Below are 23,156 nucleotides of genomic sequence, written 5' to 3'. Positions count from 1 at the left end.
TCCACTATTATTTATTTTTGCACTCCTATCAAATGTGTCCAGGCACCATGTTGTTTCTAGATAGGGAAGACACATTTAAGCGAATGCTACTTTCCTTCTTTAATAAATTGAATAGCTTCTCTTGTTTTATCAATAGAGGTAATAGTGTCCTCATATTGAACTGTTGCCATTGAGAGAAACAAAATATCCATGATATATAGCTGAGCTAGACGTGACGATGTGGCTGCACTTCGAAAGGGAGCTTCAGCTGAATAGGAAGTAAACAGCTTTATATCTGATAATGATGCAACAGAAGATTGACCGTATTTTGTTAGACTGATTGTTTTTACACCATGTTTCTTGGCAAGTGACATGACTTTAATTACTTCGGGAGTTTCGCCTGAATGGGAGATTCCAAAGACAATATCATCCTTGCCTGCATTTCCGATTAATGTAGCGACAAGATGTATATCAGTAAAGGCAGTAGCGTTTTTATGAATTCGCAGAAGCTTTTGCTGAGCATCTTTAGCGATAATATTGGAAGCACCAATCCCAAAAAAATGAACATTTTTTGCAGCAGATATAGTGTGGACAGCGCGCTCCAATTCTTCATAATTAATTATTTCTTCAGAATCACGGATACTCTGAATGCTGTTACTAGTTGTTTTTTGAACAATAGAGTAGAAGGATTCATCTGGTTCAATATCGCGATATCCTTGTTCAAGGGGCTTCACTAAATCGCCAGCAATTCTAACTTTTAAATCTTGAAAGCCATTTAAGCCTAAGGATTTACAGAGTCGAATAACCGCGGCTCCGCTTGTACCTGCATGCGCGCCGATTTCATGAACGGTACTGTTTAAGAGCATATTTGGATTTTCTAGTATAAATGCAGCAATCTTTCGCTCGGAAGCGGGGAGCTGCTCCAACATGCTTTGAATAATTTTTAAACCACCTGCTACCACAATCTTAACCACCTTTTCAGATTACTTCTGAATTGCTTTTTTTACATAACCATTAGCATTTGCTAAAAGCTGCTCTGCTTCTTGCTTGCTTGAATTTGTTTTTAACATGACGATTGCTGTTTTGACTTGTAAGTTTGCCTCTTCCAATGTTTCTAATGCTTGTTCATAGGAGACATCTGCAATTTTGCAAATAATAGCGATTGCTCGTTCCTTAAGCTTTTCATTGCTTACATGAACATCTACCATTAAGTTTTCGTATGCTTTTCCTAGCAATATCATGGAGGAAGTGGAGATCATATTTAAAATCATTTTGTGTGCAGTGCCTGATTTTAACCGGGTTGAACCGGTAAGCACCTCAGGACCGACAATCACTTCGATTGCTTGCTCTGCTTCTTTACTGATGGCTGCATTTTTATTACAGGATAAGGCAATTGTTTTTGCTCCAACTGCTCTTGCATACTGCAATGCTCCGATAACATAAGGAGTCCTTCCACTGGCGGCAATACCAATCACCGTATCATTTTTTGAAAGACTTATAGCTTTTAAATCTTTGATACCAAGCTCTGGCTGATCTTCTGCTCCTTCGACCGCTTTAAAAAAGGCTGTTTCTCCACCAGCGATCAGTCCTTGCACCATTTCGGGATCTGTACCAAATGTTGGTGGACATTCTACAGCATCGAGAACGCCTAATCTTCCACTCGTTCCTGCGCCCACATAAATAAGGCGACCGCCTTTTTGGAAGGATTCAAAAACGTATTGGACGGCTACCTCTATATCAGATAAGACTTCCTTGACTGCAAGAGCCACTAGTTGATCTTGTTCATTCATCAAACGCAATATTTCCATTGGTTCAGCCGTATCGATTTGCATTGTTTGCTCATTTCGAGATTCTGTTGTTAATAGCTCAAGCTTTTCTTCCATGGTAAATACTCCTTCTCCAAGTTTGTTTAGATTTGAAAACGATTTCCTTGAGATGATTATAATAAAACTAAAATGAAATTTCAATAATTCATAACAAATAATAAAATCAAATTTTATTTCAAGATGCTTACATAAAAGAAAAGACAATTGACTGAAACTTACTGTTATCCTTATACGTATGATAAGAGGAGGGGGTAAAAACATGATTTTCCGTTCGAAAGTAGATCGCTTCTTTATTATCATGTTGTTAGTCGTTATTTTTAGTATTGGGCTTGTTACGTTAGGTCCATTGTTTATAGAGAAGGAACGAACCATATTGCCCAGTATTATTATGAGTACCATTTTTATCTTATGTACTTCTTTTTTTGCATGGATTACATTTGGTATTAAGTATGTGTTTACCGATGAGTATTTACTAGTAAAAGGGGGACCTTTTCACAGTAAAATCCGCTATGAAAATATTACTAAAGTTGCTAAGACGACTGATATATTTACTGGTTTTCGACTGTTAACTTCCAAATCAGCAATCGAAATATTTTACATGACAGCGAGCCTTGGCAGTGTAAAAATATCGCCGCAGAACGCTGAATTATTTTTAATAGAATTAGAAAATAGAATTTCAAAAAGAGGAAAAAACAATAATTAACGATAAGTTATTTTAACGATGGCGGTGGAGATGTGAAGAAGATAATATTAGTAGGCACTTTTCATTTTGCGGAAAATGCTGATATGATAAAAAGGAAAGACGAAGAGATCGAAGAATTAGTTCAATTATTAGCAGAATGGAGACCTTCCAAAATTGCCTTAGAATGGGATAAAAAAGATGAGCAGCTTCTTATTGAAAAATTTCATCAAGAAAGTAATCAATATTCTTCAGATGAGATTGAACAAATTGGTTTTAGATTAGCGAATAAATTACACCATGATAAGGTATATGGTGTAAATTTGGAAGGGGAATTAGGGCAAGAAGATGTTCAAAACCTATTTAATGAAATAAAGGAAAATTATCAAGAACTATCTGAAAAAATGGAAAGTTTAAATAAAGCTAGTCCCGTGTTGTCTGCAACAAGTTCATTAATAGAGGCATTTCGCCGATTGAATGAGAACGCATATATACATAGACTTGAGGATCTTTATTTATCTTTTGTCTTAGTTGAAAATAAACAGGGTGTAAAAATTGGTATTCCCTTTCTAGATAAATGGATGAAAAGAGAATTGTATATATTTAATAATGTGCTAGAGATTACAAAGGATAATGATCAAGATTGTATTTTGCTTCTTATTGGCAGTGACCATTTGTGGCTATTAAGAAAGTTTTTTGAAGGAATTGGCTGGGAAGTAATAAATCCTTTTTCCTATACAAACAAAATATAAGGGGCAGGAGGAATGTTTCATGTATTCAATAGAAGGCTTCCATTAACGTTCAAGGTTACTGCCATTTTCACGAGCTCCCCCATTTTCTATAGGCATAAGAAGAATGGAAAAAGGGAGGATGAAAATCGATGGCAATTCACTACTTGAACATTAATAATAAAGAATTATATGTGGAAACGCATGGGAAAATGACAGGAAAAGCTATTCTATATTTACATGGCGGCCCAGGTGAAGGGTGTTTTGACTTTTCCATGAATCAAACACATCGTCTAAACAATTTTTTTCGTTTAGTTGTTATAGATCAGAGAGGAGTATGTCGCTCTGAAGAAATTTTTAAGGAGGAGTCTTTTGGAATAAACCATTTAATAGAAGATTGCGAAGAACTACGTATCCAACTAGGTATTTCTAAATGGTCGATTATAGGGCATTCTTTCGGTGGATATTTAGCCGTCCTATATGCAAATCGCTATCCATTTAAATTAATCGAGAACGGACGTTACGATCATTTTCAATATACAGATATAGACAAGAAAAAAGAAGTAGATATGATAGATAAGGAATTAAGAACGGATGCCTATTTCCAAAAGAAGGTTTTTTCCTTAAAAGAATATTTTGACGATTTTACAGAACTTCTGAGAGAAATACAAAAACCGACTCTGATTATAGCTGGTAAATCTGATCATGCTGTTGGACCAAACCATCATTTAACTTTTCCGTGTGAAAATGCAGTCATTCACTATATTAATGGCGGGCATCATCCATACATAGAGAATCAAGATGTGTTTAAAGAGGCAGTATTAAGCTTTGTAAATGATAAAAAGACTGTTTAGAATTAAATTAAATTAAATCCGATGATAATATTGTATTCATCATTTTGTCAGGAGTGAAAGGAAATGCTAGCCTCTCTACAGGTAATTCAAGAAGTGAGACAAGGAAATAAAGAGGTATTACGTCAACAGAAATGGCTGCAATATCTTTATATAACAAAAGAAAAGAATGTGAATTTAGAACAAGTTCCTTCGTTAGAAGGGTTAGAAAGCAATCCGGTTTTATCCTATGTGGAAAAGACTCTATTAATCTTAGATAATTGTACGAGTTTAAATGATCCTGAAAAACAAATAATAGAACAGGTTTTAATTTGGAGTGATGTAGCAAAATGTGGATCGCCTTCTCAGCGCAAATATTGGAGAGAAAGGGGATTTCAATTAGGCATTCATAATATTGGTTCTGCGCAAATTTATGCAGAGGAAATAAGAAAGACAACAAATGGCGAACGTAACTTGGTTTTAGAAGAGCTTATTTTTACACTTATTTATACACATGGATTAATAGGTCAATTTATAAGAGGAGAAGTTCGCTATTGTCAGTTAGAACCATTAATTTTATCTATGAATAAAAACATCGTAGTAGATCAAAATGATAGGTACCGTTTATTATATGTCTTGAATCAATGTATCATCGAAGCTGTTTCACCGCAAATATGGAAGGAAGTTCAAAAGGAAGTTAAAGAAGTTATCAGCTCTATTTTGGAAGGGAAAAGGGAGCAAGAGTTGCCATTAAAGGAAAGAATAAAGAGGCTGAGAAAAGCTGCTATCCAAAACGGTGAAAATTTTGATGAAGAGTATAGTCGTTTTTTAAAAGAATCGAAAAGAAATGAAATGCTTCAATTATTTTTTCATAAAACGGATATGTGGTATGTGGAGTCTGCTCTGCATGATTTCTCCTTGGAAGAATTTTTGAAAATCTTCCTATTAATCTATCAAAAAGTCGATCCATTAACAATAAGGCAAATCAGCTTTGAACCGTTTATGAAAGACATCTATTATGACTATAAAGGTAAAAAGACAATTAACTTATACAAAAAGAGAATCATTGAGGCATTTTTGAAAGAACAAACGATTGATGATTTAATTGCCGGCACAAAGTGCGCAAATGAACATGTCGAATTAGTGATTATTCCGCTTGACTCTTTAAATGAAAATATTAGCGTAACATTTGTTTATTCAAAGGCTGGGGAGAAATTAATTGAGTTTTGTCAGGAAGCAGAAAAATCCCCCCTTTATGAACGGGCAATCATTCTTTTATATGATTTTTTTGGTTTTCGAAAGGATGGCTTTGATCGAATGCAAAATGAACAAAACTATCTTGCTGATATGAATAATGCTGAAGACCATAAAAAGATGATTGCTGACTATGCAATAGGAAATAAGCTGCTGGATATAGGGGCAGGCGGTGGAATTATGTTAGATATTCTATCGGATCGTCATCCCCAAGCAACTGTTATCGGCATTGATATTTCTACCAATGTTATCGAGGCATTAGAAAAAAGGAAAATAAGAGAAAAGAAAACATGGCTTGTTAAACAGGCAGATGCACTGCAATTAAAAGAAACTTTTGCGGTGAATAGTATGGATACCATTGTATTTTCTTCGATACTTCATGAGATGTATTCTTATATTCCATATAAAGGGATGAAATTTAATCCAGAGGTTATTTTGGATAGCCTAACAAGTGCATTTGAAGTCCTTAAACCGGGCGGCAGAATCATAATTAGAGATGGTATTATGACCGAACCGAAAGAAGAATGGAGACAAATTGAATTTAAGCAGCCAAATGGTTTGGATTTTTTTAAACGCTATGTAAATGATTTTAAAGGCAGACAGATCGAGTTTGAGCAAATTAATGAAAGCACTGTTAAATTGCCGATAAATGATGCGATGGAATTTCTATATACTTATACATGGGGAGAAGAGGCCTATCCGCATGAAGTACAAGAGCAGTTCGGGTACTTTACCCCTGCAGAATATAAAGATGTTATTAAAAGGGTGATTGGCAATAAGGGGAAAGTGCTATTGTTTGACCATTATATACAAGATGGCTATGCAGAGCATCTATTACCGAAAGTAAAATTGATGGATTCCTCTCAAAACGTGGTTAAACTTCCTGACAGCACCTGTTTTATTGTGATTGAAAAACATCTTAGATAGAGCTTTAAATAGTTTTCAAGTAAGGCAAAAAAATGGAGAGAATAGATTTCCGCCTACTTTCACATAATGAAAAAGGATCTATTTTAATAAAGGAACCCTATGGGGAACTTAACATTTCTTTATATAGAAAGTAGGTGGAATGATGGATATTAACAGAGCAAAACAAATACTTTCCTCATCAGCAGAAATAGAAGTAAAGTATAACGGTGCCTCAGTTTGGCTGGAAGATATTAAAGAAAAAGATGCAACCGCAATCGTTCATCTGGTAGGCGGAAGTCAAGAACAAACAGAAGTTGACATTGCAAGCCTAGAAGAAGCTTAAAATCTCTCGCAAGACAACCACGAGGATAGAGGTTCCAGTTGGTAGACAAAAGGAGAGGATCAGAATGTTTTCATTCTGATTCCCTTTTTAACACTTGTAGCGGAAAACAACATCTCTATTAGAAGGGATTACAAAAAAAGAGTATAGGCAAAACTCCTAATTCAAGGAGTTTGTCCTCATTCTGCAACCACTCGTAATAGTGGTTCTTTTTTATGAAAAATATGGTAAAATAGTATTCAAATGGTTTTGAGAGAAAAAGAGGTGAGTTTATGCAAATAAGTCTTAAAGTATATGGCGAGCATGCAAGGATGGTCTCCCATCTTATTGCTAAAAATCCCCATAACTTATATGAAAGAAAAGAGAAAGGCGGGTTAGTGCGCATTGTTTTTACCAAAAACGAGGAGCATGAAGTCCAGATATTATTTTTCGTTACAGTAGATAATATGGAATTAACGAAAAATCAAACTAACTTTTCGTCTATTACACATTATATTAATGATAGAGAAAGTGCTGTCAGCAGTATTTTCTGCTCAGTTTTACGAAAGGCAGTTGGAACTGCATTAAATGGAAAGCCAAAAGATGAATTCAAAGAGTGGGTGAACTATTCTTTTCCCCTAGAAATTACATTTGGACCGCTATCTACCAAGTTAACCAATCATGAATTAGCAGAACTCTTTGAACCTTTAGGATATGAGCTTACGATCGAAAATGGCAAGGTACTTTTACCAAAGTCATTCGCGAAAAAAAGTTCAGCAAAATTTATTACGTTAAAGGCAAAACAGACGATACAAGACTGTTTCCGTCATTTGTTTGTGCTGATTCCAGTAATGGACCAATATAAACATTATTATATTGATGAAAAAGAAGTGGATAAGCTGAAGCGTTACGGAGAAGGATGGCTTTCCTCCCATCCGAAAAGAAATGAAATTATAAAGGAGTCGCTTGTTTTTTCAGATTTAATAGAAAAATCAAGGTTAATAGAATCAAAGCCTTCAGAGGAAAAACAAGCACCTTTGACAAAGAAGAAAAGCTTAAATCAATGGCGCTATGAGAAAATTATAGAAACTGTAAAGAAGCTTCCGCATAATAGCCGAATTGTAGATATGGGTGCTGGAGAAGGAAAGCTAACGGCCCAATTAGGCTTTATAAGCGGAATAGAAGAACTTATCGCAGTAGATCCTTCTGAACGAGAACAGTTAAAAGCTAAAAAAAGAATCGAGGCATTAGTGGATAAGCCTGACTTTCTTCTTCCAACTTTTAAATGGGGCTCTTTATTTTATTATGATAGTGAATTGGAAAAGAAAGATATCTTTATTCTCTGTGAAGTCATTGAGCATATTGACGAAAATCGATTAGGGAAGGTATTTGACACCATTTTTACAAAATACAAGCCTTATCATGTAATTGTGACAACGCCTAATCAAGATTACAATGCTGTCTATGATATGAATGAGGCAAAAAGGCACAGCGACCATCGATTTGAATGGACGCAGCAACAGTTTGAAGAATGGACCAAGTATTGGGAAAGTCATGCTAACTATAAGGTACAAATCGATGGGATAGGTGAATATATAGAAGGTTACGGCTATCCTACACAGATGGCCATATTTTCGCAGAAAAGAGGTGGATAAATGAAAACGATTCGAATACCCTATAACAGTATTGTTTTATTAATAGGACCATCAAATAGTGGCAAATCAACAACATTGGAAAATTGGATAAACAAAGGTTTTCTGCAAGCGGAAGAAGTAATTAGTTCCGATCATTTTCGGAAATTAGTCAGTAATATTGACTTTGTAGACTGGACAAATCAACCTAAAGAAGTAGCTGCCAACTTGATGGAAGAATATAGCCAAATCTCAACAGCGGCCTTTGAAATGATGAAACAAATGATTAGCGCAAGAGCGACATTGAATAAGCGAAGCTATATCGACGCAACCCATTTAAAAGAGGCAGAACGGGAAAAGTATCGACTTCTGGGAAAAAAATATCATGTTCCTGTAGTAGTGATTGTTTTTGATCTCTCTTTATCTGTCCTTCTGGAAAGAGACGAAAAGCGCACCCATCCGAGAGGAAAAGGGAAGGTAAAAAGACAATTTGAAATAATGCGTCAGGAAATCCGCAAAATCCAAAGGGAAAGCTATCACGCAATATATTATATTAGAGATCGGGACGAGTCAGTAAGTATCGAAACAGAAGAAGCTTCGTACTATTTAAATGCTGATAATGGCTTAGATATTATCGGAGATATTCATGGATGTATGGATGAATGTTACGAATTGCTAGAACGTTTAGGTTATATAAAACATGATGATGGGTTATATCGCCATCCAGAAGGTCGGAAATTTGTTTCGGTAGGGGATATTATGAGCCGCGGCCCAAAATCTACAGAAGCACTTTTCTTTTTCTCTGCTCACCTTAACCATAATCTTGCGTATATGATTGATAGTAACCATGGATGGAAAATAGCAAGATGGCTTGATGGGAAAAAAGTGACACTAAATCACGGAGATGAATGGATTAAAGAAACGTTTACTTCCTTTTCCCTTACATATACAGATGAGCAGATAGAAAAAATAAGAGAAGATTGGAAAACTATGCTTCTTCAGTCACCTTCCCATTATGTTCTGACAAGAAATGGTGTGAAAACAGCAGTTGTTGCTCATGCAGGGATAAAAGATCATTATATTGGCAAACAATCAAACACGATTTCCGATTTTACAAGATATGGAGAAACATTAGGAATGGACACAGATGGGAAGCCGATCCGTGGAGACTGGTACAGAAATCATCTATCAAAAGAATTAATTATTTGGGGACATGATCCGAAACCGGAGCCGCTCTTTGTGAATAATACAATCAATATTGACCAAGGGGTTGTTTTTGGCGGAAAGTTAACGGCTTTTCGTTATCCAGAAAGAGAATTTATTTCGGTTAAGGCTCAAAAGGATTATGCTCAAATTGAAGATAATCCATTAAAAAAATGGCAGGAAACAAGGCTTTCTCTGCCGAATGTTCAGCGATTTATTAATGGCTATAGTGTTTGGACAGATACGTTTGGAGAAATTAGTTGTCCGCAAAATAATGTGAAAGCAGCGATGGACAAGGTGTCCCATTTTACAATTCCCATGGAAGAGTTAATCTATATACCGCCAACGATGAGTCCTCCGCCGCAAACTTCAACAATCGAAGGATATTTGGAACATCCAATCGATGCCTATCATTACTACAAAGATAATGGGATAGACCAAATGGTTGTCGAGAAAAAGCATATGGGCAGCAGAGGGATACTTTTGTTATTTAAGAATCCAGAGGCAGCAGAAAAGTATGTTGGGAAAAGAAGTTTAGGCACTATCTATACAAGAACAGGGAGAGCCTTTTTTTCTATAGAGCTCGAAGAAAAAATTCTGACAAAGCTCCATTATGATCTGACAACTGTAAATTATTTTGATAAGAATCAGACAGACTGGGTATTGCTTGATGCTGAAATCCTTCCATGGAATTTAAAGGCAAAGGATTTAATTATTCAGCAATACGCACATGTGGCTGAAATGAGCGTGATGGATAGAGACAAGATTTACGAGCAGCTTCTTTGTGCGCAGCAAAATGGCATGGCTGTTAATGGCTGGGTAGAAGAATTTGCACAAAAGCGACAAAATGCGCAAAGTTTTAGTGAAGTGTACAATCAATATTGTTGGGAAATTCAACAATTAGAGGATATAAAAATCGCTCCATTTCATATCCTTGCACATAGCAACGAAAGTTATTTTCATCAAACACATCAGTGGCATATGGAACAAAACGAATATTTCAGCACAATTAGCAGTCTTTTTATGAAAACAGATTATCTGATTGTAAATGATGATGAATCATTAAAGAAAGCTGTCAGCTGGTGGGAAGAAATTACGACAGATGGCCATGAAGGGGTTATCTTTAAACCTTATCAATTCCTTGCGAAAAATCCAAAGGGAAAATTACTGCAACCAGCCATTAAAGTAAGAGGACGGAAATATCTTCAAATTATATATGGCATGGATTATTTAGAAAAGGATCAATTAAGACGATTAAAAGACCGTAAAACAGCTAAGAAGCAGCGCAATGCCTTAAAGGAATTGGCTTTAGGAATAGAAGGGATCAATCGTTTTATCCAGTTGGAGTCAATGGAAAGAATTCATGAATGTGTCCTTGCGACATTGGCTTTGGAAGAAGATCCGATTGATGCAAGATTATAAGGTGAAAAGCAAATTCAGAGGATATTTTCTCGATGAATTTGCTTTTTATCCCAGCTTGATATTTATAAGGGAATGCACTGGTTAATTTTTCATTATCTTTTTCTTTTCCATGCATCGATTATAAGAGAAGGAAATAAAAGCTTTTCCCCGTTATTTCTTGGATCATATTTTTTGGACCTAAAAATCACGCCATCTTTTCCGTGCCATTCATTTTCATGAAAAACACCTTCTTCATCACAATACTCCAATAAATGTACTTCGAATCCTGCTAATTTAAACATTTTTGACAATGATTGATAATTATGAACAATCTTATGAGTGAAGGCAGGATGGTGTTTAGGCCCGGGCCCTCCGATTTGCACTATTCGTTGATACGATTCATCCGGAAAGAAACCGTCTGGTACAGCACAGCGAATATAACCTCCTGGCTTCAAATATTGATAGCAAAGTGAGGCTGCTTGAACGCCTTCCTCAAAGGTGAGATGCTCCCATACATGTTCCGCTAAAATAGCGTCTATGGAACATTTTACAAACTTTAGCCAAGTTGAATCGTCCAATAAGTTAAGCTCATCTTCCTGTGTATGAATCCAGCCAGGATTATTCCTGTATTCCCCAGCACCAATAACAATCTTTATCGTTTCATCCTTCATATGAATCCCTCCATTTTAGAAATTACCATTAGCATACAATATAGAATATAAATGACTTTTTCGACAAGATAAAAATGTTAACGAGTAACAAATAAAAAACAGGCCAAATGACATAGGAATCATCGCCTATCTATTGTAAAATAATAGTACAGAAAGGATTACCTTTTTTCTTGTAAGAATGTATGCGTATTCAAAGAGAGGGGAGATGACAATGAAAAAATTTCTTATAAAAAAAAGAAAAGGAATTCCGTTAAAAAAGAAGCTTATTATTTCCTTTTTAGCAATGCTATTAATTCCGAGTATCTTAATTGGTGCATTTTCTTTTTTATATGCAAACAAGCAGATGGAAAAAGATTTTATAAGCAATGCGAGTACTAATTTAAACATGCTGGATAAGAGTATAACCAATTTAATGTCTGAAAAAATTTATGATGTGTCAGCATTAACAGAAACAATGACGAAAGAACTATTGGAAAAAGATCCGGAAACTCTGCAGAAAACCATTGAGCAGTATAGCCAAGTCCATCCTGAAGTTTCTAGTATCTATATTGGAACAAATGATGGAAAGCTTTTTCAGAAGTCTATGGAGGAAAATAATGATCATATGGATCCAAGGTTGAGAGATTGGTATAAAGCGGCTGTTAATAAACCAGGAGAAGCAGTTATCATGGATCCTTATCTTTCCCCAGTTTCTAAAAAGATGGTTATTACCATTGGAAAAACGATTGCAGATAATGCTGGCGTTATGGCAGTAACCATGAATTTAGATTACTTAGCAGAACTCGCAGGTGAAATAACATTTGGAAAAGAAGGCTATGTCATCTTACTTGATCAAAAGAAACGGTTTATTGTTCATCCAGATGAAAAACAAGGGGGTGTGGTGAAAGCCTCCTATTATGAAACACTTTATAACCGACAAGCTGGCACATTGGATTATTCAGCAGATAAGATTAGTCGGAAAATGGTTTTTCAGACAAATAAGCTGACTGGATGGAAGTTAGCAGGAACGATGGAAAAATCAGAAATTGTCAATCATTCCAAAGATCTATTGTATGCGGTAACAGGGATATTAGCTGTCTCTATTATTATTGGAGGGATCATGATGATGGTGATTGTTTCCTCTATTATCAAACCAATTAAAAAATTGAAAGAACAAGCCATTACAGTGAGTAAAGGGAATTTAACTACGGACATTAACATAACTGCTAAAGATGAAATTGGCGATGTTGCAGCAGCATTTCATACGATGCAAAATAATTTACGACAGCTTATTAGCAATATCGAGCAAAGTTCCGAGAATGTCGCTGCAAGTGCCGGTCAGTTAACAGCAAGTGCGAATGAGGTGACTATTGCATCAGAGCATGTAACCAATACTATCCAGCAAGTAGCTAGCGGTGCGGAAATTCAGACAAAAGGTTTGGATAATAATGTCGATAGTCTTAAGTCTGTCTTAAATGGAACAAATCAAATCGTTATTTTTAGTAAAGAGGTTTCAGATCTTTCAACAGGCACGATAGAAAAAGCATATGCGGGAGGGAACTCCATACAAGCAACACTGGAACAAATGCATGTAATCAATGGGACAGTTGCTGAATCAAATAAAATGATTAAAGAACTCGTAGAACAATCCAAGCATATCGAAAAAATAACAGAAAGCATTACTACTATCTCCGAACAAACGAATCTTCTTGCATTAAACGCAGCGATAGAAGCAGCAAGGGCGGGGGAGACAGGCAAAGGTTTTGCTGTTGTAGCAAATGAAGTACGTAAACTTGCGGAACAGTCTGGACAATTTGCCAGTAATATTTCGCAATTAATTACGGATGTACAGAAAACGACCGAGAATACAGTTCAAAGAATGGCAGAGGTATCACGAGCTGTTCAAACAGGACTAGAAGTAACGGATGAATCTCATATAAGATTTCAAGAAATTGTACATAGTATGAAGGAAATGACCCCACATATTCAAAAAGTTACGGACACTTCAAATGAGATGGCAACCACTCTAAAGGAGGTAAGCATCACAGCAGGCGAATTAGCGCAGATTGCCTCTGATAATTCGGCTTCTTCTGAAGAAGTTGTATCCCTAACAGAAGAACAGCTGGCTGCTATTGAAGAAATTTCAGGTTCCGCAAAGAATTTGTTGAATATGGCGGAACAACTCAAACGAAATCTTCATCAATTTACCTATTAATCGTCATATGAAAAGTACCTCTTGCATAAAGTAGCGTTAGGCTTTATATGCAGGAGGTATTTTCGTGGAAAAAATAAAAGTTTATTTAATAAATGGGTTTCTTGGGAGCGGAAAAACAACAACTCTATTAAAATGTATGGAATATTTTAAAGGGAAAAATAAAAAATATGCTATTATCTTGAATGAACTTGGGGAAACAAATATCGAAAAACACCTTTTTAAAGAGGAGTCACTCTATGAATTGTTAAATGGATGTGTCTGTTGTTCCATCAAAGAAGATTTAAGATCAACACTTAATGACCTAACCGTGACATTGCATAAAGAGAACATAGAAATTGTGTTGTTAGAAGGGACAGGAGTAGCAAATCCTTGCGAAATAATGGAGACATTTAGTGAACAGAGATATAGAGATAATTTTGAGGTCGTTGAAAGAATTTGTTTAATTGACAGCTTGCATTTTACAGAATATACAAGTATTTTTTCGAGCAGCAAAGAAGTGAGGCAGCTGCAGAAAGAGCAAATTGAGAACGGAACAGTATTAGTCCTAAATAAAATCGATCAGCTTTCAAGCAAGCTTGCTGTTGAAAAGGTGGAAAAGCGAATTAGAAAGATAAATCCTGATGCTCCGTTATTACATAGTAACTATGGCCATGGAGTAACAGCATATTTGGAAAAACAGGAAGGTACTAAAATCAAAGACCAATCTATTTCCCATCATCATCACCATCATCATATTAAAGCAATGAAAATAGTTCAAACAACCCCTATGACGAAAAGCGAATTACGAGATTTCTTAAAAAATAATCAAGATAAGTTACTGCGAGCTAAAGGAACAATCAAAAATAGTGATGATCATTCTTGGTATCATTTTCAATATGCTTCTGGTTTGCTAGAATGGCAAAAAGTAAAGGAATATCTTCCTGATCGAAAAGGAGAGATCATTTTAATAGGTGAAAAATTACCTGAAAAAGTAATTCTATAATACTTTCTTTGTGTATCTTAATCGAATCTAGCATAAGATACACTATTTTTTGCATAGATAGGATAGGACAAGCATAGATATAAACTATATAAGGATACATGATCGAAGAAAAGGAGTATGCTATGTCTATCCCAACTCGTATGAAGGATATTTTTATCTTTTGCTTATTTATCGCTTTAATGTATCTATTTTTTTTCGGGGATCTTTATGTGGCAAAGCAATGGAGCTTCGCATTGCCAGATCAAATAAAAACTATTTTTGTGTTATTTCTTGGGATTTTGCTTGAGGCACTTCCGTTTTTATTATTAGGTGCTATCGCCTCCTCTATAATTAATATTTATATTTCAGAAGAGTATATTGCTAGAATTATGCCGAAAAACCCAATAGCGGCCATTGGTGCTGCTTTAATTGCTGCAGTGATTACACCAGTCTGTGAATGTGCCATTATTCCAGTTGTTCGCAGATTAATTCAAAAAGGAATTCCTGTCCATATTGGTGTTGTCTTGTTAATGGGAGCTCCAATTCTTAATTTTATCGTTTTTGGCAGTACGTACTATGCCTTCCAACATAATTTATCGATTGCATACGGACGTTTTATCATTTGCGTATTGGCAGCCATTATAGTGAGTCTCATTATTTATTTCTTTTTTTCGAAACAAAAGGTATTAAAAACACAAAGGGAAGATTTAATGGCAGCCGTTCCTATTAATGAAAACAAAGGTGATTCTAAATGGAAAGGAATTTTGCATCATACGTGTCATGAATTCTTTACGATCGGGAAATATTTCATTGTTGGAGCAGTATTTGCAAGTGTTGCCCAAGTATATTTAAAGGATAGTTTTATCATGCAGGCGGGGGAATCACCAATTGAAGGAACAGCAGTAATGATGGGGCTAGCATATGTGCTATCACTTTGTTCAGAGGCAGATGCTTTCGTAGCAGCTTCCTTCTCCAAGATGTTTACCCCTGAAGCGATTATTGGTTTTTTAGTTTTTGGACCAATCCTTGATTTTAAGAATACATTTGTCATGATGGCCTCTTTTCGGGTGAAATTCGTATTCGTGTTTATTACGATTGTTACAATGATTGTCTTCTTGCTTTCGCTAGCTTCACGATTCATTTTGTTTTCATGACACATATAAGGAGGAAAAATGGTGAAAATTAAATGGAGTCCAACCTGGCAATTAGCAAACGAACTGCAAGGAATTGTGCTGATTGGCTTCAGTCTCCTTATTTTCAAGTTATTGGTGACAGGAGATGTCGGACAGCTTGTTGCCCCTAAAATGGTGCCATTATTAGGTATAACGATGACATTAATGTTTCTTCTTGGTTTTTTCCGGTTGTTAAATAGCAACTTAAAGGGAGCAGATTGTGATTGTGATGTATGCGACGAGAATGCCTCTTTCCTGAACCTTACTTTTTCTTATCTGCTATTCTTTAGCCCGTTGATGTTGTTTTTTACCTTACAAGACATGTCGATTGATAAAAGCATGCTCCCAAATATTCAATTTGAGCAAGGACAAACCTTTTCTGTTAGTGAAGGTCAGCTCAAAACCTCTGAAAAAGAAGATATGATTACAATTGAAGATGACAATTATTTGCAGACAATGGATATGATTCATACAAATTTGGATGATATGGCGGGTAAAGAAGTGATGATTACGGGTTTTATTCATCGGGAAGAATCCTTTTCCGATAATCAAGCAGTTATTGCAAGATATGTCATGACCCATTGTATTGCAGATTTAGGCTTGTTTGGTTACATGCTGGAGGGCGAAGTTGGTGGATTACAAAGTGATCAATGGTATGTGATAACAGGAAAATTGGATAAGAAGGAATATGAGGGTCAAATAATGCCTATCATTAAACTAGAAAAGGCCGAAGAAACAATAGCACCTGATGAAGATTACATATATTCATTAGACTAATAGGCTACCATTCTTGCATTATTCCTATTTTTTCGTTAAAATTTAAGAGAATTCAATTAAATATAAGCGGGGGCTTGTGGAAACAGGCTGAGAGTATGGCTAATCTGCCATTGACCGAATGAACCTGTTGGATAATGCCAGCGTAGGGAGGTGTAATGGGATCAAAACACTTTGCTTAGGCGTAGTGTTTTTATTTTGCCATAATTGCTGAAAAATCGCACGGCGCTTCCTTCGTATCCGTGTTAGGAATTCAGTTAGTTATGGCTTTTTTTGTTTGTACGTAATTTATTTCACGTTTGAAACGGAAGATGCCATTGTAAGCATATCTATATTTGAGGAGAATAAATCGGCCTCAGAAAATACTATCTGCAAAGGTACTATGAAAGGGAATTCCCGTGAGAGGGAGATCACTTTGCCATCAAAACGTTAATAGTCTTAAGATTAATAGGGAACTTTAGAAAGGAAATGAGATTAAGAGATGAATGAAAAAGTTGACATGGTAATTCCGGCTATTTTAACAAAACTTCGAAAACATGTTCCGTTGGTTCATAATATTACTAATGTTGTTGTTACTAACTTTACGGCAAATGGATTACTAGCATTAGGAGCTTCACCGGTAATGGCATATGCAAAGGAAGAAGTTGCAGAAATGGCAGCAGTAGCGGATGCTCTTGTCCTAAATATTGGAACACTAACAGCTGAAAATGTAGAGAGTATGATTATTGCTGGGAAGGCTGCGAATCAGGCGAATACACCCGTAATTTTAGACCCTGTTGGTGCAGGAGCTACTAGTTACCGTACGGAATCTGTGCACCGTATTATGAAGGAAGTAAAAATCAGCTTGCTTCGCGGAAATGCAGCAGAAGTAGCGAATGTAGCTGGAATTAAAGCAAAAATGAGAGGAGTAGACTCTGTCGGCGAACATAATAATCAAGGAATCGCGCTGGAAGCTGCAAAGCTTTTACAAGTACCAGTGATTATAACAGGTGAACAAGATATAGTCGCAGTTGACGGGAAACTGGCTATTATCCATAATGGGCATTCCATGTTAACAAAGGTTACAGGAACAGGTTGTTTACTTTCCTCCATTCTTGGTGCATTTATTGCAGTAGAAAAGGATATCTTTCTTGCTTCTATAGCTGGTTTAGTAGCATATGGAGTTGCATCAGAACATGCTTTTGAAAAGACGAGTGAAGAAGGTCCAGGAAGTTTTCAAATCGAATTATTAAATCAATTATCGAAAATAAAGGAAGAGAATGTAAAAGAAGCGATGAGAGTGGAGATTAAGAGGGGGTAATTTTATGGCTACAGCAAAAGCATTAACAATAGCAGGGTCAGATAGTGGCGGAGGAGCTGGAATCCAAGCAGATCTAAAAACCTTCCAAGAACTTAAAGTATATGGAATGAGTGCCATCACCGCTATTACCGCGCAAAATACCCGAGGTGTAGATGGGGTATACCCAATGACGCTTGAGGCAATTGAGAAACAACTAGAATCTATCGCAGTGGATTTACGACCAGATGCGTTAAAAACAGGTATGCTATTTAATAGTGAAATAATTGAATTGGTAGCGGAAAAGATAAAAGAGTATCATTGGAAAAATTTGGTGATTGACCCTGTGATGATCGCTAAAGGTGGTGCTAATTTATTGCAGAAGGAAGCAGCAGAGTCCATGAAAAGAAAGCTCCTCCCTCTAGCTACTGTTTTAACACCGAATATACCAGAGGCAGAGGTATTAACAGGGATGGATATTCGAAATATAGAGGAAAGGAAAGAAGCTGCCAAAAGATTAAATGCGATGGGGGTTGCTTATGTCGTTATAAAAGGTGGACATGGGGCCGAGAAGGAAGCGATTGATCTATTATTTGATGGCAGCGATTTTTCAAGCTTGGTGGCGGAAAGAATTCCAACGAAAAATACGCATGGAACAGGATGTACTTTTTCGGCTGCGATTACAGCGGCCCTTGCCAATGGTTATTCTATTAATGAAGCTTTCCGATTAGGGAAGGATTTTATTCATCAAGCTATAAAAAATGATCTTCATATAGGCAGTGGACATGGTCCAACCAACCATTGGGCTTACCAAGAAAGCAAAAGATAATATGGGGGATATATGACAACTTATACAAAAGAACGAATAAAACAATTGTTGAAAATTTATTTTATAACGGGAAGCAACAATAGTACATCTGATCCAAAAGTTATTTTGGAAGAAGCACTTAAAGGCGGGATATCGATTTTCCAATTTCGCGAAAAGGGAAATGGGGCATTAAGAGGAGAAGACAAAATTCAACTGGCAAAAAGGTTGCAAGAACTTTGCAAGCAATATCATGTTCCATTCATTGTGAATGATGATATTGAATTAGCCTTGGCCATTGATGCTGATGGGGTACATATCGGTCAAGATGATGAAAATGCCATAAAAGTTAGAAACATGTTAGGTAATAAACTGTTGGGGGTTTCTGCTCACTCCATAGAGGAGATTAAAGCAGCGATAGAGGCAGGAGCGGATTATATTGGCATAGGTCCTATTTACCCAACAAGTACGAAAAAGGATGCCAAAGCAGTACAAGGCACCTCTCTTATTGAAAAAGTAAGACAAGAGAACATTTCGATACCGATTGTTGGGATAGGGGGAATTACTACTGAAAATGCTCCTCCTGTTATACAAGCAGGAGCAGATGGAGTTGCTGTTATTTCGGAAATAAGTTTGGCAGAAAATCCTTATAAACAAACGATAAACTTAAGAAAAGCAGTTTTTGACCAAGCATAAGTTATATTTTTTTTAAGTAAAATGGCAAGAGTTTATATTTTTTGCGGAAAATAGACATTCACCCAACCCAAATATAGCTGCCTGCATACAATGGTTTTGTAGAGGAGCTAGAATAAAGAAAATATAAAGGTTACTTATTCGTTAACCAAAAAAGAAATGGTTAATCTACTACAAAAGAGAAAGGGAGATGTATATATGTACGGTTATGGTGGATATGGATGCGGATATGGTACTGGAGCTGTTGGTGGTGTTGGCTACGGTGGCGGATTTGCATTAATCGTAGTATTGTTTATCTTATTAATTATCGTCGGTGCGACATTTATTTGTTAATAAAAGATAAAAAGCTGACCTTGTGTCAGCTTTTTTTACATATAAAAGAATTTACGTTTTGTTCATTAATGGGTATTTTTAAAATATAAATGGTAACGGTTTCGGAAAAATATCGAAAAATACATACAATTATCGTAATAAAACAACAGGTATAATAAAATAAATATAATATTTTAAGTTTTAAGAAAATTAAATTTAAAATTCTTATTGACAGAAAATTTAATATGGGTAAAATAAAGTTATTAGAGTGTTAGATTATATGACACTTGATGGTAAATTAACGTACATAAAGGGGGAAGGTAACTTAATGGAAAATTTAGAGTTTTTAATGAACAGCTTGTGGACGATGATTGCTGCAATTTTAGTTATTTTTATGCTTGGTGGATTTATCTTATTAGAAGCAGGTTCCACAAGAATGAAAAATGCAGGCCATATTGCTGGTAAAACAATTTTTACATTTGGGATAGCTTCGTTAGTTTTCTGGGCTGTTGGTTATGGATTTATTTTTGGAGACAATGCTAATTTCTTTGTCGGAATGAGTGAGTTTTTCTACAATGGCGGTAGCGTTGGCCAAATAGATGGAGATGGATTACAAACTACTGTTTTCTTCGTCTTTCAACTAGCGTTTGCAGGGATTTCTTTAACAATTGCACTTGGTGGTTTTGCGGAGCGTGCGAAATTATCTGTATATCTAATTTTCTCCGTATTATTCGGTATATTGGTTTATCCTATCATTGCCCATTGGATTTGGGGAAGCGGCTGGTTAGCAGAACATGGAAAGCAAGACTTTGCGGGCTCAACTGTTGTTCACTTAACTGGTGCAGCAGCGGCGCTTGCAGCTACAATGCTTTTAAAGCCGCGTATTGGAAAATACAATGCTGATGGTTCGGCTAACCCGATATTTGGTCATAACCAAGTTTATACAGCGTTAAGCGTACTAATTCTTTGGGTCGGTTGGTTCGGATTTAATGCAGGTAGTACAGTTTCTGTAGCGGACGGTTTCTTTGGATATGTTGCATTAAATACAAACTTAGCAGCAGCAGCTGGCGCTGTAGCAGCACTACTAATTTCCTGGATTGTTTTAGGGAAGTCAGATATTACAACCATGCTAAATGGTGCCTTAGCAGGTCTTGTTGCCATCACAGCATCTTGTGCATTCGTTGAGCCTTGGGCAGCAGTAGTAATTGGTTTAATTGCTGGAGTACTGGTATTTTATAGTGTACGCTTCTTCGAGAATAGAAAAATCGATGATCCAATTTTTGCATTATCTGTTCATGGTACTGCAGGAATTTGGGGAACATTATCTAATGGATTATTTGCAACAGCAGAGTTAGCGGAATATACGGGAGTAGGGAAAGCTGGTCTATTTTATGGCGGCGGCTTCGGGCAATTAGGAGTGCAAGCGCTTGGCGTTCTAACTTGTGGGTTATTCGCTTTTGCAATAAGCTATGTCATTCTATTTGTTATCAAGAAGGTTAGCGGACTACGTGTAACAGAAGAAGAAGAAATCATGGGCTTAGATATTAGTGAACATGGTTCATATGGCTACCCAGAAGCGTTCTTGTCAAAAGATGAAACAAAAAGCTTATAAAATCAGACGATTAATTGTCGCGATTAAGAAAATAGACTATAAACTTAATGAGGATAGAAGTCTCGCTGAAAAGTGAGACTTTTATCTGTTTTCATTAATCAATTGCAAATAAGAACATGTTATGATAGACATACAGATTCATATAAATATCCCTTATCGAAGAAGGAAGTGCATGGATGTGCTCTAAAAGTCATAGGTTTAATGAATGGAAAAGAGAAAAGGAACTTTTTTTACAAACAACCACCTATCAAAACACTCAGTTAAATAATTTTTACGATGAAGTATTTATGGAGTTATTTCAATTTGTCCTTTGTGAATATAAAAAAAATTACGGTGAACCTCCATGTTCATTTGTCTGGTTTGTTACAGGAAGTGCTGGCAGAAAAGAACAAGGCATCTTTAGCGATCAAGATCATGGCATTATCTATGAAAGCAATGAAGAAAACAGCAATCAATATTTTATCCAATTTGGAGAATGGCTAAGTGATGCGTTAAATGAAATAGGTTATCCATATTGTGAAGGGAAAGTCATGAGTAGTAATCCTATCTGGTGCAAATCCGTAGAAGAATGGAAACACCAATTAGAGCAATGGATGGAAAAAGAAAACTGGGAATCAATTAGATTTTTGCAAATCTTTTATGATAGTAGACAACTGTTTGGAGAGGAAAATTATGTTCAAGAGTTGAGAAGTTATATTCATCAGTACTGCGTTCTTCATCCAATGCTACTAAAAAGATTTATGAATAATGTAATGCGTATAAAAAAAGGGGTCGGAATATTCGGTCAATTTTTTGTGGAAAGAACGGGAAGACATAAAGGTACCATTCATTTAAAGCATACGATGTATTTACCGTATGTTAATTCGATTAGGCTTCTAGCTATTAAGGAAAAAATCCAGGAAACATCGACATTAGAACGTATTAAGACATTAAGAACGATGGAGACATATGACAACTGGTTAAGACTATATGAAAGCTCTTTTAGGAGAATATTAGATTATCGCATCGAATTATTTAAAGAGGCAAAAACATATGAAGATGTTCATTATTTGAATATAAAACAGTTAACAAAAGAACAAAGGCAAGATATAAAAGGATTAATGCGCCATGGTATCAAATTATATCATCAAGTACAAAGGATAATTGAAAAAGGGTGTTAAAATGGGAGTCGAATCGTTTCTACAATATATGAGAGATTTATATGGAAAAGTCAATTCGAGTGTATTGCACGCTACCTCGAGTGGGAGTAATTCTCAGCAAATTGCTTTTATGAGACAGCTTCAAAAAGATTTAAAGGTTGAGGCTGCCTCCAGGTTACCATTAAATAATTTAAAAGCAGTTGTTTTTGATATTGAAACAACGGGATTTTTACCTGATAAAGGCGATCAAATTATTTCAATTGGTGCTATAAAGGTAGAAGGCTGCGATATCTTAGATGAGCAATTTTATACCTTAGTTAACGCTGGAATAGATATACCAGAAGAAATAAGCTCTTTAACGGGAATTAAATCCGAAGATTTACATAATGCCCCGCCCCTATCCGATGTACTGGTGCAATTTTTTGGATTTGTTAAGGATCATACACTGATTGCTCATCACTCTTCCCATGAGAAAAGCTTTATGCAGTCTGCATGCTGGAGAAGTTTTAAAACACCATTTAAACATCGAATCGTTGATACTTCTTTTTTGTTTAAAATTGTTGAACCACAACAAAAAATATTGACATTAGAGGAATGGTGTGAATTTAGTGATATTCCTGTCATAAATCGTCATCATGCCTTAGGGGATGCTAAATTAACCGCTGTTCTATGGTGTCAGTATTTACAAAGGGCTGAACAATTGGGCTGTCGCACTTTACAGGATATATATGAAAGATTAGCATGGCGGTAAAATAGAGGACAAAGTTTTAATAATTAACTGGTGGTGAATG

21 protein-coding genes are annotated in these 23,156 nt (G+C 36.0%); 18 read left to right on the top strand and 3 right to left on the bottom strand.

The genetic code is table 11. The features are described from left to right. Positions 1-86: 86 nt before the first annotated feature. Positions 87-941, bottom strand: coding sequence for a MurR/RpiR family transcriptional regulator (locus tag NX902_RS13415; RefSeq protein ID WP_095328958.1), 855 nt, complete (start codon positions 939-941; stop codon positions 87-89). Between the two features lie 21 nt (positions 942-962). Then, positions 963-1,862: an N-acetylmuramic acid 6-phosphate etherase gene (gene murQ, locus NX902_RS13410; protein WP_123257757.1), complete on the bottom strand. Its 900-nt coding sequence runs from the start codon at positions 1,860-1,862 to the stop codon at positions 963-965. 202 nt (positions 1,863-2,064) lie between these two features. On the opposite strand from murQ, the gene NX902_RS13405 reads away from it, so the two are divergent. The 7 genes from NX902_RS13405 to NX902_RS13375 all read left to right on the top strand — a co-directional run bounded on the left by NX902_RS13405 (position 2,065) and on the right by NX902_RS13375 (position 10,777). Further along, entirely contained in the window at positions 2,065-2,508 is a 444-nt protein-coding gene (locus NX902_RS13405) for a PH domain-containing protein (protein ID WP_123257756.1), read from the top strand. 32 nt (positions 2,509-2,540) lie between these two features. After that, the gene (locus tag NX902_RS13400; RefSeq protein WP_341160771.1) at positions 2,541-3,236 is read left to right on the top strand and encodes a DUF5694 domain-containing protein; all 696 of its coding nucleotides are present in this window, start codon (positions 2,541-2,543) and stop codon (positions 3,234-3,236) included. Between the two features lie 128 nt (positions 3,237-3,364). Then, positions 3,365-4,066 (top strand): alpha/beta fold hydrolase, encoded by a 702-nt coding sequence (locus tag NX902_RS13395; RefSeq protein WP_123257754.1) that lies wholly within the window; start codon positions 3,365-3,367, stop codon positions 4,064-4,066. Between the two features lie 63 nt (positions 4,067-4,129). Beyond that, the gene (locus NX902_RS13390) at positions 4,130-6,223 is read left to right on the top strand and encodes a class I SAM-dependent methyltransferase (RefSeq protein ID WP_123257753.1); all 2,094 of its coding nucleotides are present in this window, start codon (positions 4,130-4,132) and stop codon (positions 6,221-6,223) included. Between the two features lie 142 nt (positions 6,224-6,365). Next, the gene (locus NX902_RS13385; protein ID WP_061796280.1) at positions 6,366-6,545 is read left to right on the top strand and encodes an H-type small acid-soluble spore protein; all 180 of its coding nucleotides are present in this window, start codon (positions 6,366-6,368) and stop codon (positions 6,543-6,545) included. 269 nt (positions 6,546-6,814) lie between these two features. Beyond that, a complete protein-coding gene (locus NX902_RS13380; RefSeq protein ID WP_095328952.1) occupies positions 6,815-8,176 on the top strand; it encodes a methyltransferase domain-containing protein in 1,362 nt (453 codons plus the stop codon). Further along, entirely contained in the window at positions 8,177-10,777 is a 2,601-nt protein-coding gene (locus NX902_RS13375) for a polynucleotide kinase-phosphatase (RefSeq protein WP_095328951.1), read from the top strand. A 92-nt stretch (positions 10,778-10,869) separates the two neighbouring features. Here NX902_RS13375 and NX902_RS13370 read toward each other — a convergent pair whose 3' ends face one another. Continuing rightward, positions 10,870-11,427: a class I SAM-dependent methyltransferase gene (locus NX902_RS13370; protein WP_095328950.1), complete on the bottom strand. Its 558-nt coding sequence runs from the start codon at positions 11,425-11,427 to the stop codon at positions 10,870-10,872. 211 nt (positions 11,428-11,638) lie between these two features. Here NX902_RS13370 and NX902_RS13365 point away from each other — a divergent pair, with 211 nt between their 5' ends. The 11 genes from NX902_RS13365 (at position 11,639) to NX902_RS13315 (ending at position 23,116) form a co-directional block, all read left to right on the top strand. Continuing rightward, a complete protein-coding gene (locus NX902_RS13365) occupies positions 11,639-13,621 on the top strand; it encodes a methyl-accepting chemotaxis protein (RefSeq protein ID WP_171509652.1) in 1,983 nt (660 codons plus the stop codon). 64 nt (positions 13,622-13,685) lie between these two features. Next, positions 13,686-14,603 (top strand): CobW family GTP-binding protein, encoded by a 918-nt coding sequence (locus NX902_RS13360; RefSeq protein WP_095328948.1) that lies wholly within the window; start codon positions 13,686-13,688, stop codon positions 14,601-14,603. Positions 14,604-14,701: 98 nt separating this feature from the next. Beyond that, entirely contained in the window at positions 14,702-15,736 is a 1,035-nt protein-coding gene (locus NX902_RS13355) for a permease (protein ID WP_095328947.1), read from the top strand. 21 nt (positions 15,737-15,757) lie between these two features. Continuing rightward, the gene (locus tag NX902_RS13350) at positions 15,758-16,531 is read left to right on the top strand and encodes a TIGR03943 family putative permease subunit (RefSeq protein WP_176474170.1); all 774 of its coding nucleotides are present in this window, start codon (positions 15,758-15,760) and stop codon (positions 16,529-16,531) included. 478 nt (positions 16,532-17,009) lie between these two features. Beyond that, positions 17,010-17,828 carry a hydroxyethylthiazole kinase gene (gene thiM / locus NX902_RS13345; RefSeq protein WP_095328945.1) on the top strand — a complete coding sequence of 273 codons (819 nt, stop codon included), beginning with the start codon at positions 17,010-17,012 and terminating at the stop codon, positions 17,826-17,828. 4 nt (positions 17,829-17,832) lie between these two features. Continuing rightward, a complete protein-coding gene (thiD, locus tag NX902_RS13340; RefSeq protein ID WP_095328944.1) occupies positions 17,833-18,633 on the top strand; it encodes a bifunctional hydroxymethylpyrimidine kinase/phosphomethylpyrimidine kinase in 801 nt (266 codons plus the stop codon). A 12-nt stretch (positions 18,634-18,645) separates the two neighbouring features. Beyond that, a complete protein-coding gene (thiE, locus tag NX902_RS13335) occupies positions 18,646-19,305 on the top strand; it encodes a thiamine phosphate synthase (protein WP_095328943.1) in 660 nt (219 codons plus the stop codon). 195 nt (positions 19,306-19,500) lie between these two features. Beyond that, on the top strand, positions 19,501-19,635 hold the full coding sequence (locus NX902_RS13330; RefSeq protein WP_095328942.1) for a YjcZ family sporulation protein: 135 nt from the start codon (positions 19,501-19,503) through the stop codon (positions 19,633-19,635). A gap of 307 nt (positions 19,636-19,942) precedes the next feature. After that, on the top strand, positions 19,943-21,226 hold the full coding sequence (locus NX902_RS13325) for an ammonium transporter (RefSeq protein WP_341160770.1): 1,284 nt from the start codon (positions 19,943-19,945) through the stop codon (positions 21,224-21,226). A 176-nt stretch (positions 21,227-21,402) separates the two neighbouring features. Then, positions 21,403-22,386, top strand: a complete 984-nt coding sequence (locus tag NX902_RS13320) for a DUF294 nucleotidyltransferase-like domain-containing protein (protein ID WP_163186804.1) — start codon at positions 21,403-21,405, stop codon at positions 22,384-22,386. 1 nt (position 22,387) lies between these two features. Next, positions 22,388-23,116, top strand: coding sequence for an exonuclease domain-containing protein (locus tag NX902_RS13315; protein ID WP_163186806.1), 729 nt, complete (start codon positions 22,388-22,390; stop codon positions 23,114-23,116). Positions 23,117-23,156 lie beyond the last annotated feature (40 nt).

Source organism: Niallia sp. FSL W8-0954, from assembly GCF_038005605.1.
In the GTDB taxonomy this organism is placed as follows: Bacteria; Bacillota; Bacilli; order Bacillales; family Cytobacillaceae; genus Niallia; species Niallia circulans_A.
Note: the sequence above shows the minus strand (reverse complement) of the source record. Positions and strands in the feature narration are given on the sequence as shown.

What these genes read in the sequence shown, in the direction of transcription:
- murQ (WP_123257757.1), bottom strand. Translation starts at nt 1,862, where the DNA reads ATGGAAGAAAAGCTTGAGCTATTAACAACAGAATCTCGAAATGAGCAA.
- NX902_RS13405 (WP_123257756.1), top strand. Translation starts at nt 2,065, where the DNA reads ATGATTTTCCGTTCGAAAGTAGATCGCTTCTTTATTATCATGTTGTTA.
- NX902_RS13395 (WP_123257754.1), top strand. Translation starts at nt 3,365, where the DNA reads ATGGCAATTCACTACTTGAACATTAATAATAAAGAATTATATGTGGAA.
- NX902_RS13390 (WP_123257753.1), top strand. Translation starts at nt 4,130, where the DNA reads ATGCTAGCCTCTCTACAGGTAATTCAAGAAGTGAGACAAGGAAATAAA.
- NX902_RS13385 (WP_061796280.1), top strand. Translation starts at nt 6,366, where the DNA reads ATGGATATTAACAGAGCAAAACAAATACTTTCCTCATCAGCAGAAATA.
- NX902_RS13380 (WP_095328952.1), top strand. Translation starts at nt 6,815, where the DNA reads ATGCAAATAAGTCTTAAAGTATATGGCGAGCATGCAAGGATGGTCTCC.
- NX902_RS13375 (WP_095328951.1), top strand. Translation starts at nt 8,177, where the DNA reads ATGAAAACGATTCGAATACCCTATAACAGTATTGTTTTATTAATAGGA.
- NX902_RS13370 (WP_095328950.1), bottom strand. Translation starts at nt 11,427, where the DNA reads ATGAAGGATGAAACGATAAAGATTGTTATTGGTGCTGGGGAATACAGG.
- NX902_RS13365 (WP_171509652.1), top strand. Translation starts at nt 11,639, where the DNA reads ATGAAAAAATTTCTTATAAAAAAAAGAAAAGGAATTCCGTTAAAAAAG.
- NX902_RS13355 (WP_095328947.1), top strand. Translation starts at nt 14,702, where the DNA reads ATGATCGAAGAAAAGGAGTATGCTATGTCTATCCCAACTCGTATGAAG.
- thiM (WP_095328945.1), top strand. Translation starts at nt 17,010, where the DNA reads ATGAATGAAAAAGTTGACATGGTAATTCCGGCTATTTTAACAAAACTT.
- thiD (WP_095328944.1), top strand. Translation starts at nt 17,833, where the DNA reads ATGGCTACAGCAAAAGCATTAACAATAGCAGGGTCAGATAGTGGCGGA.
- thiE (WP_095328943.1), top strand. Translation starts at nt 18,646, where the DNA reads ATGACAACTTATACAAAAGAACGAATAAAACAATTGTTGAAAATTTAT.
- NX902_RS13330 (WP_095328942.1), top strand. Translation starts at nt 19,501, where the DNA reads ATGTACGGTTATGGTGGATATGGATGCGGATATGGTACTGGAGCTGTT.
- NX902_RS13325 (WP_341160770.1), top strand. Translation starts at nt 19,943, where the DNA reads ATGGAAAATTTAGAGTTTTTAATGAACAGCTTGTGGACGATGATTGCT.
- NX902_RS13320 (WP_163186804.1), top strand. Translation starts at nt 21,403, where the DNA reads ATGTGCTCTAAAAGTCATAGGTTTAATGAATGGAAAAGAGAAAAGGAA.
- NX902_RS13315 (WP_163186806.1), top strand. Translation starts at nt 22,388, where the DNA reads ATGGGAGTCGAATCGTTTCTACAATATATGAGAGATTTATATGGAAAA.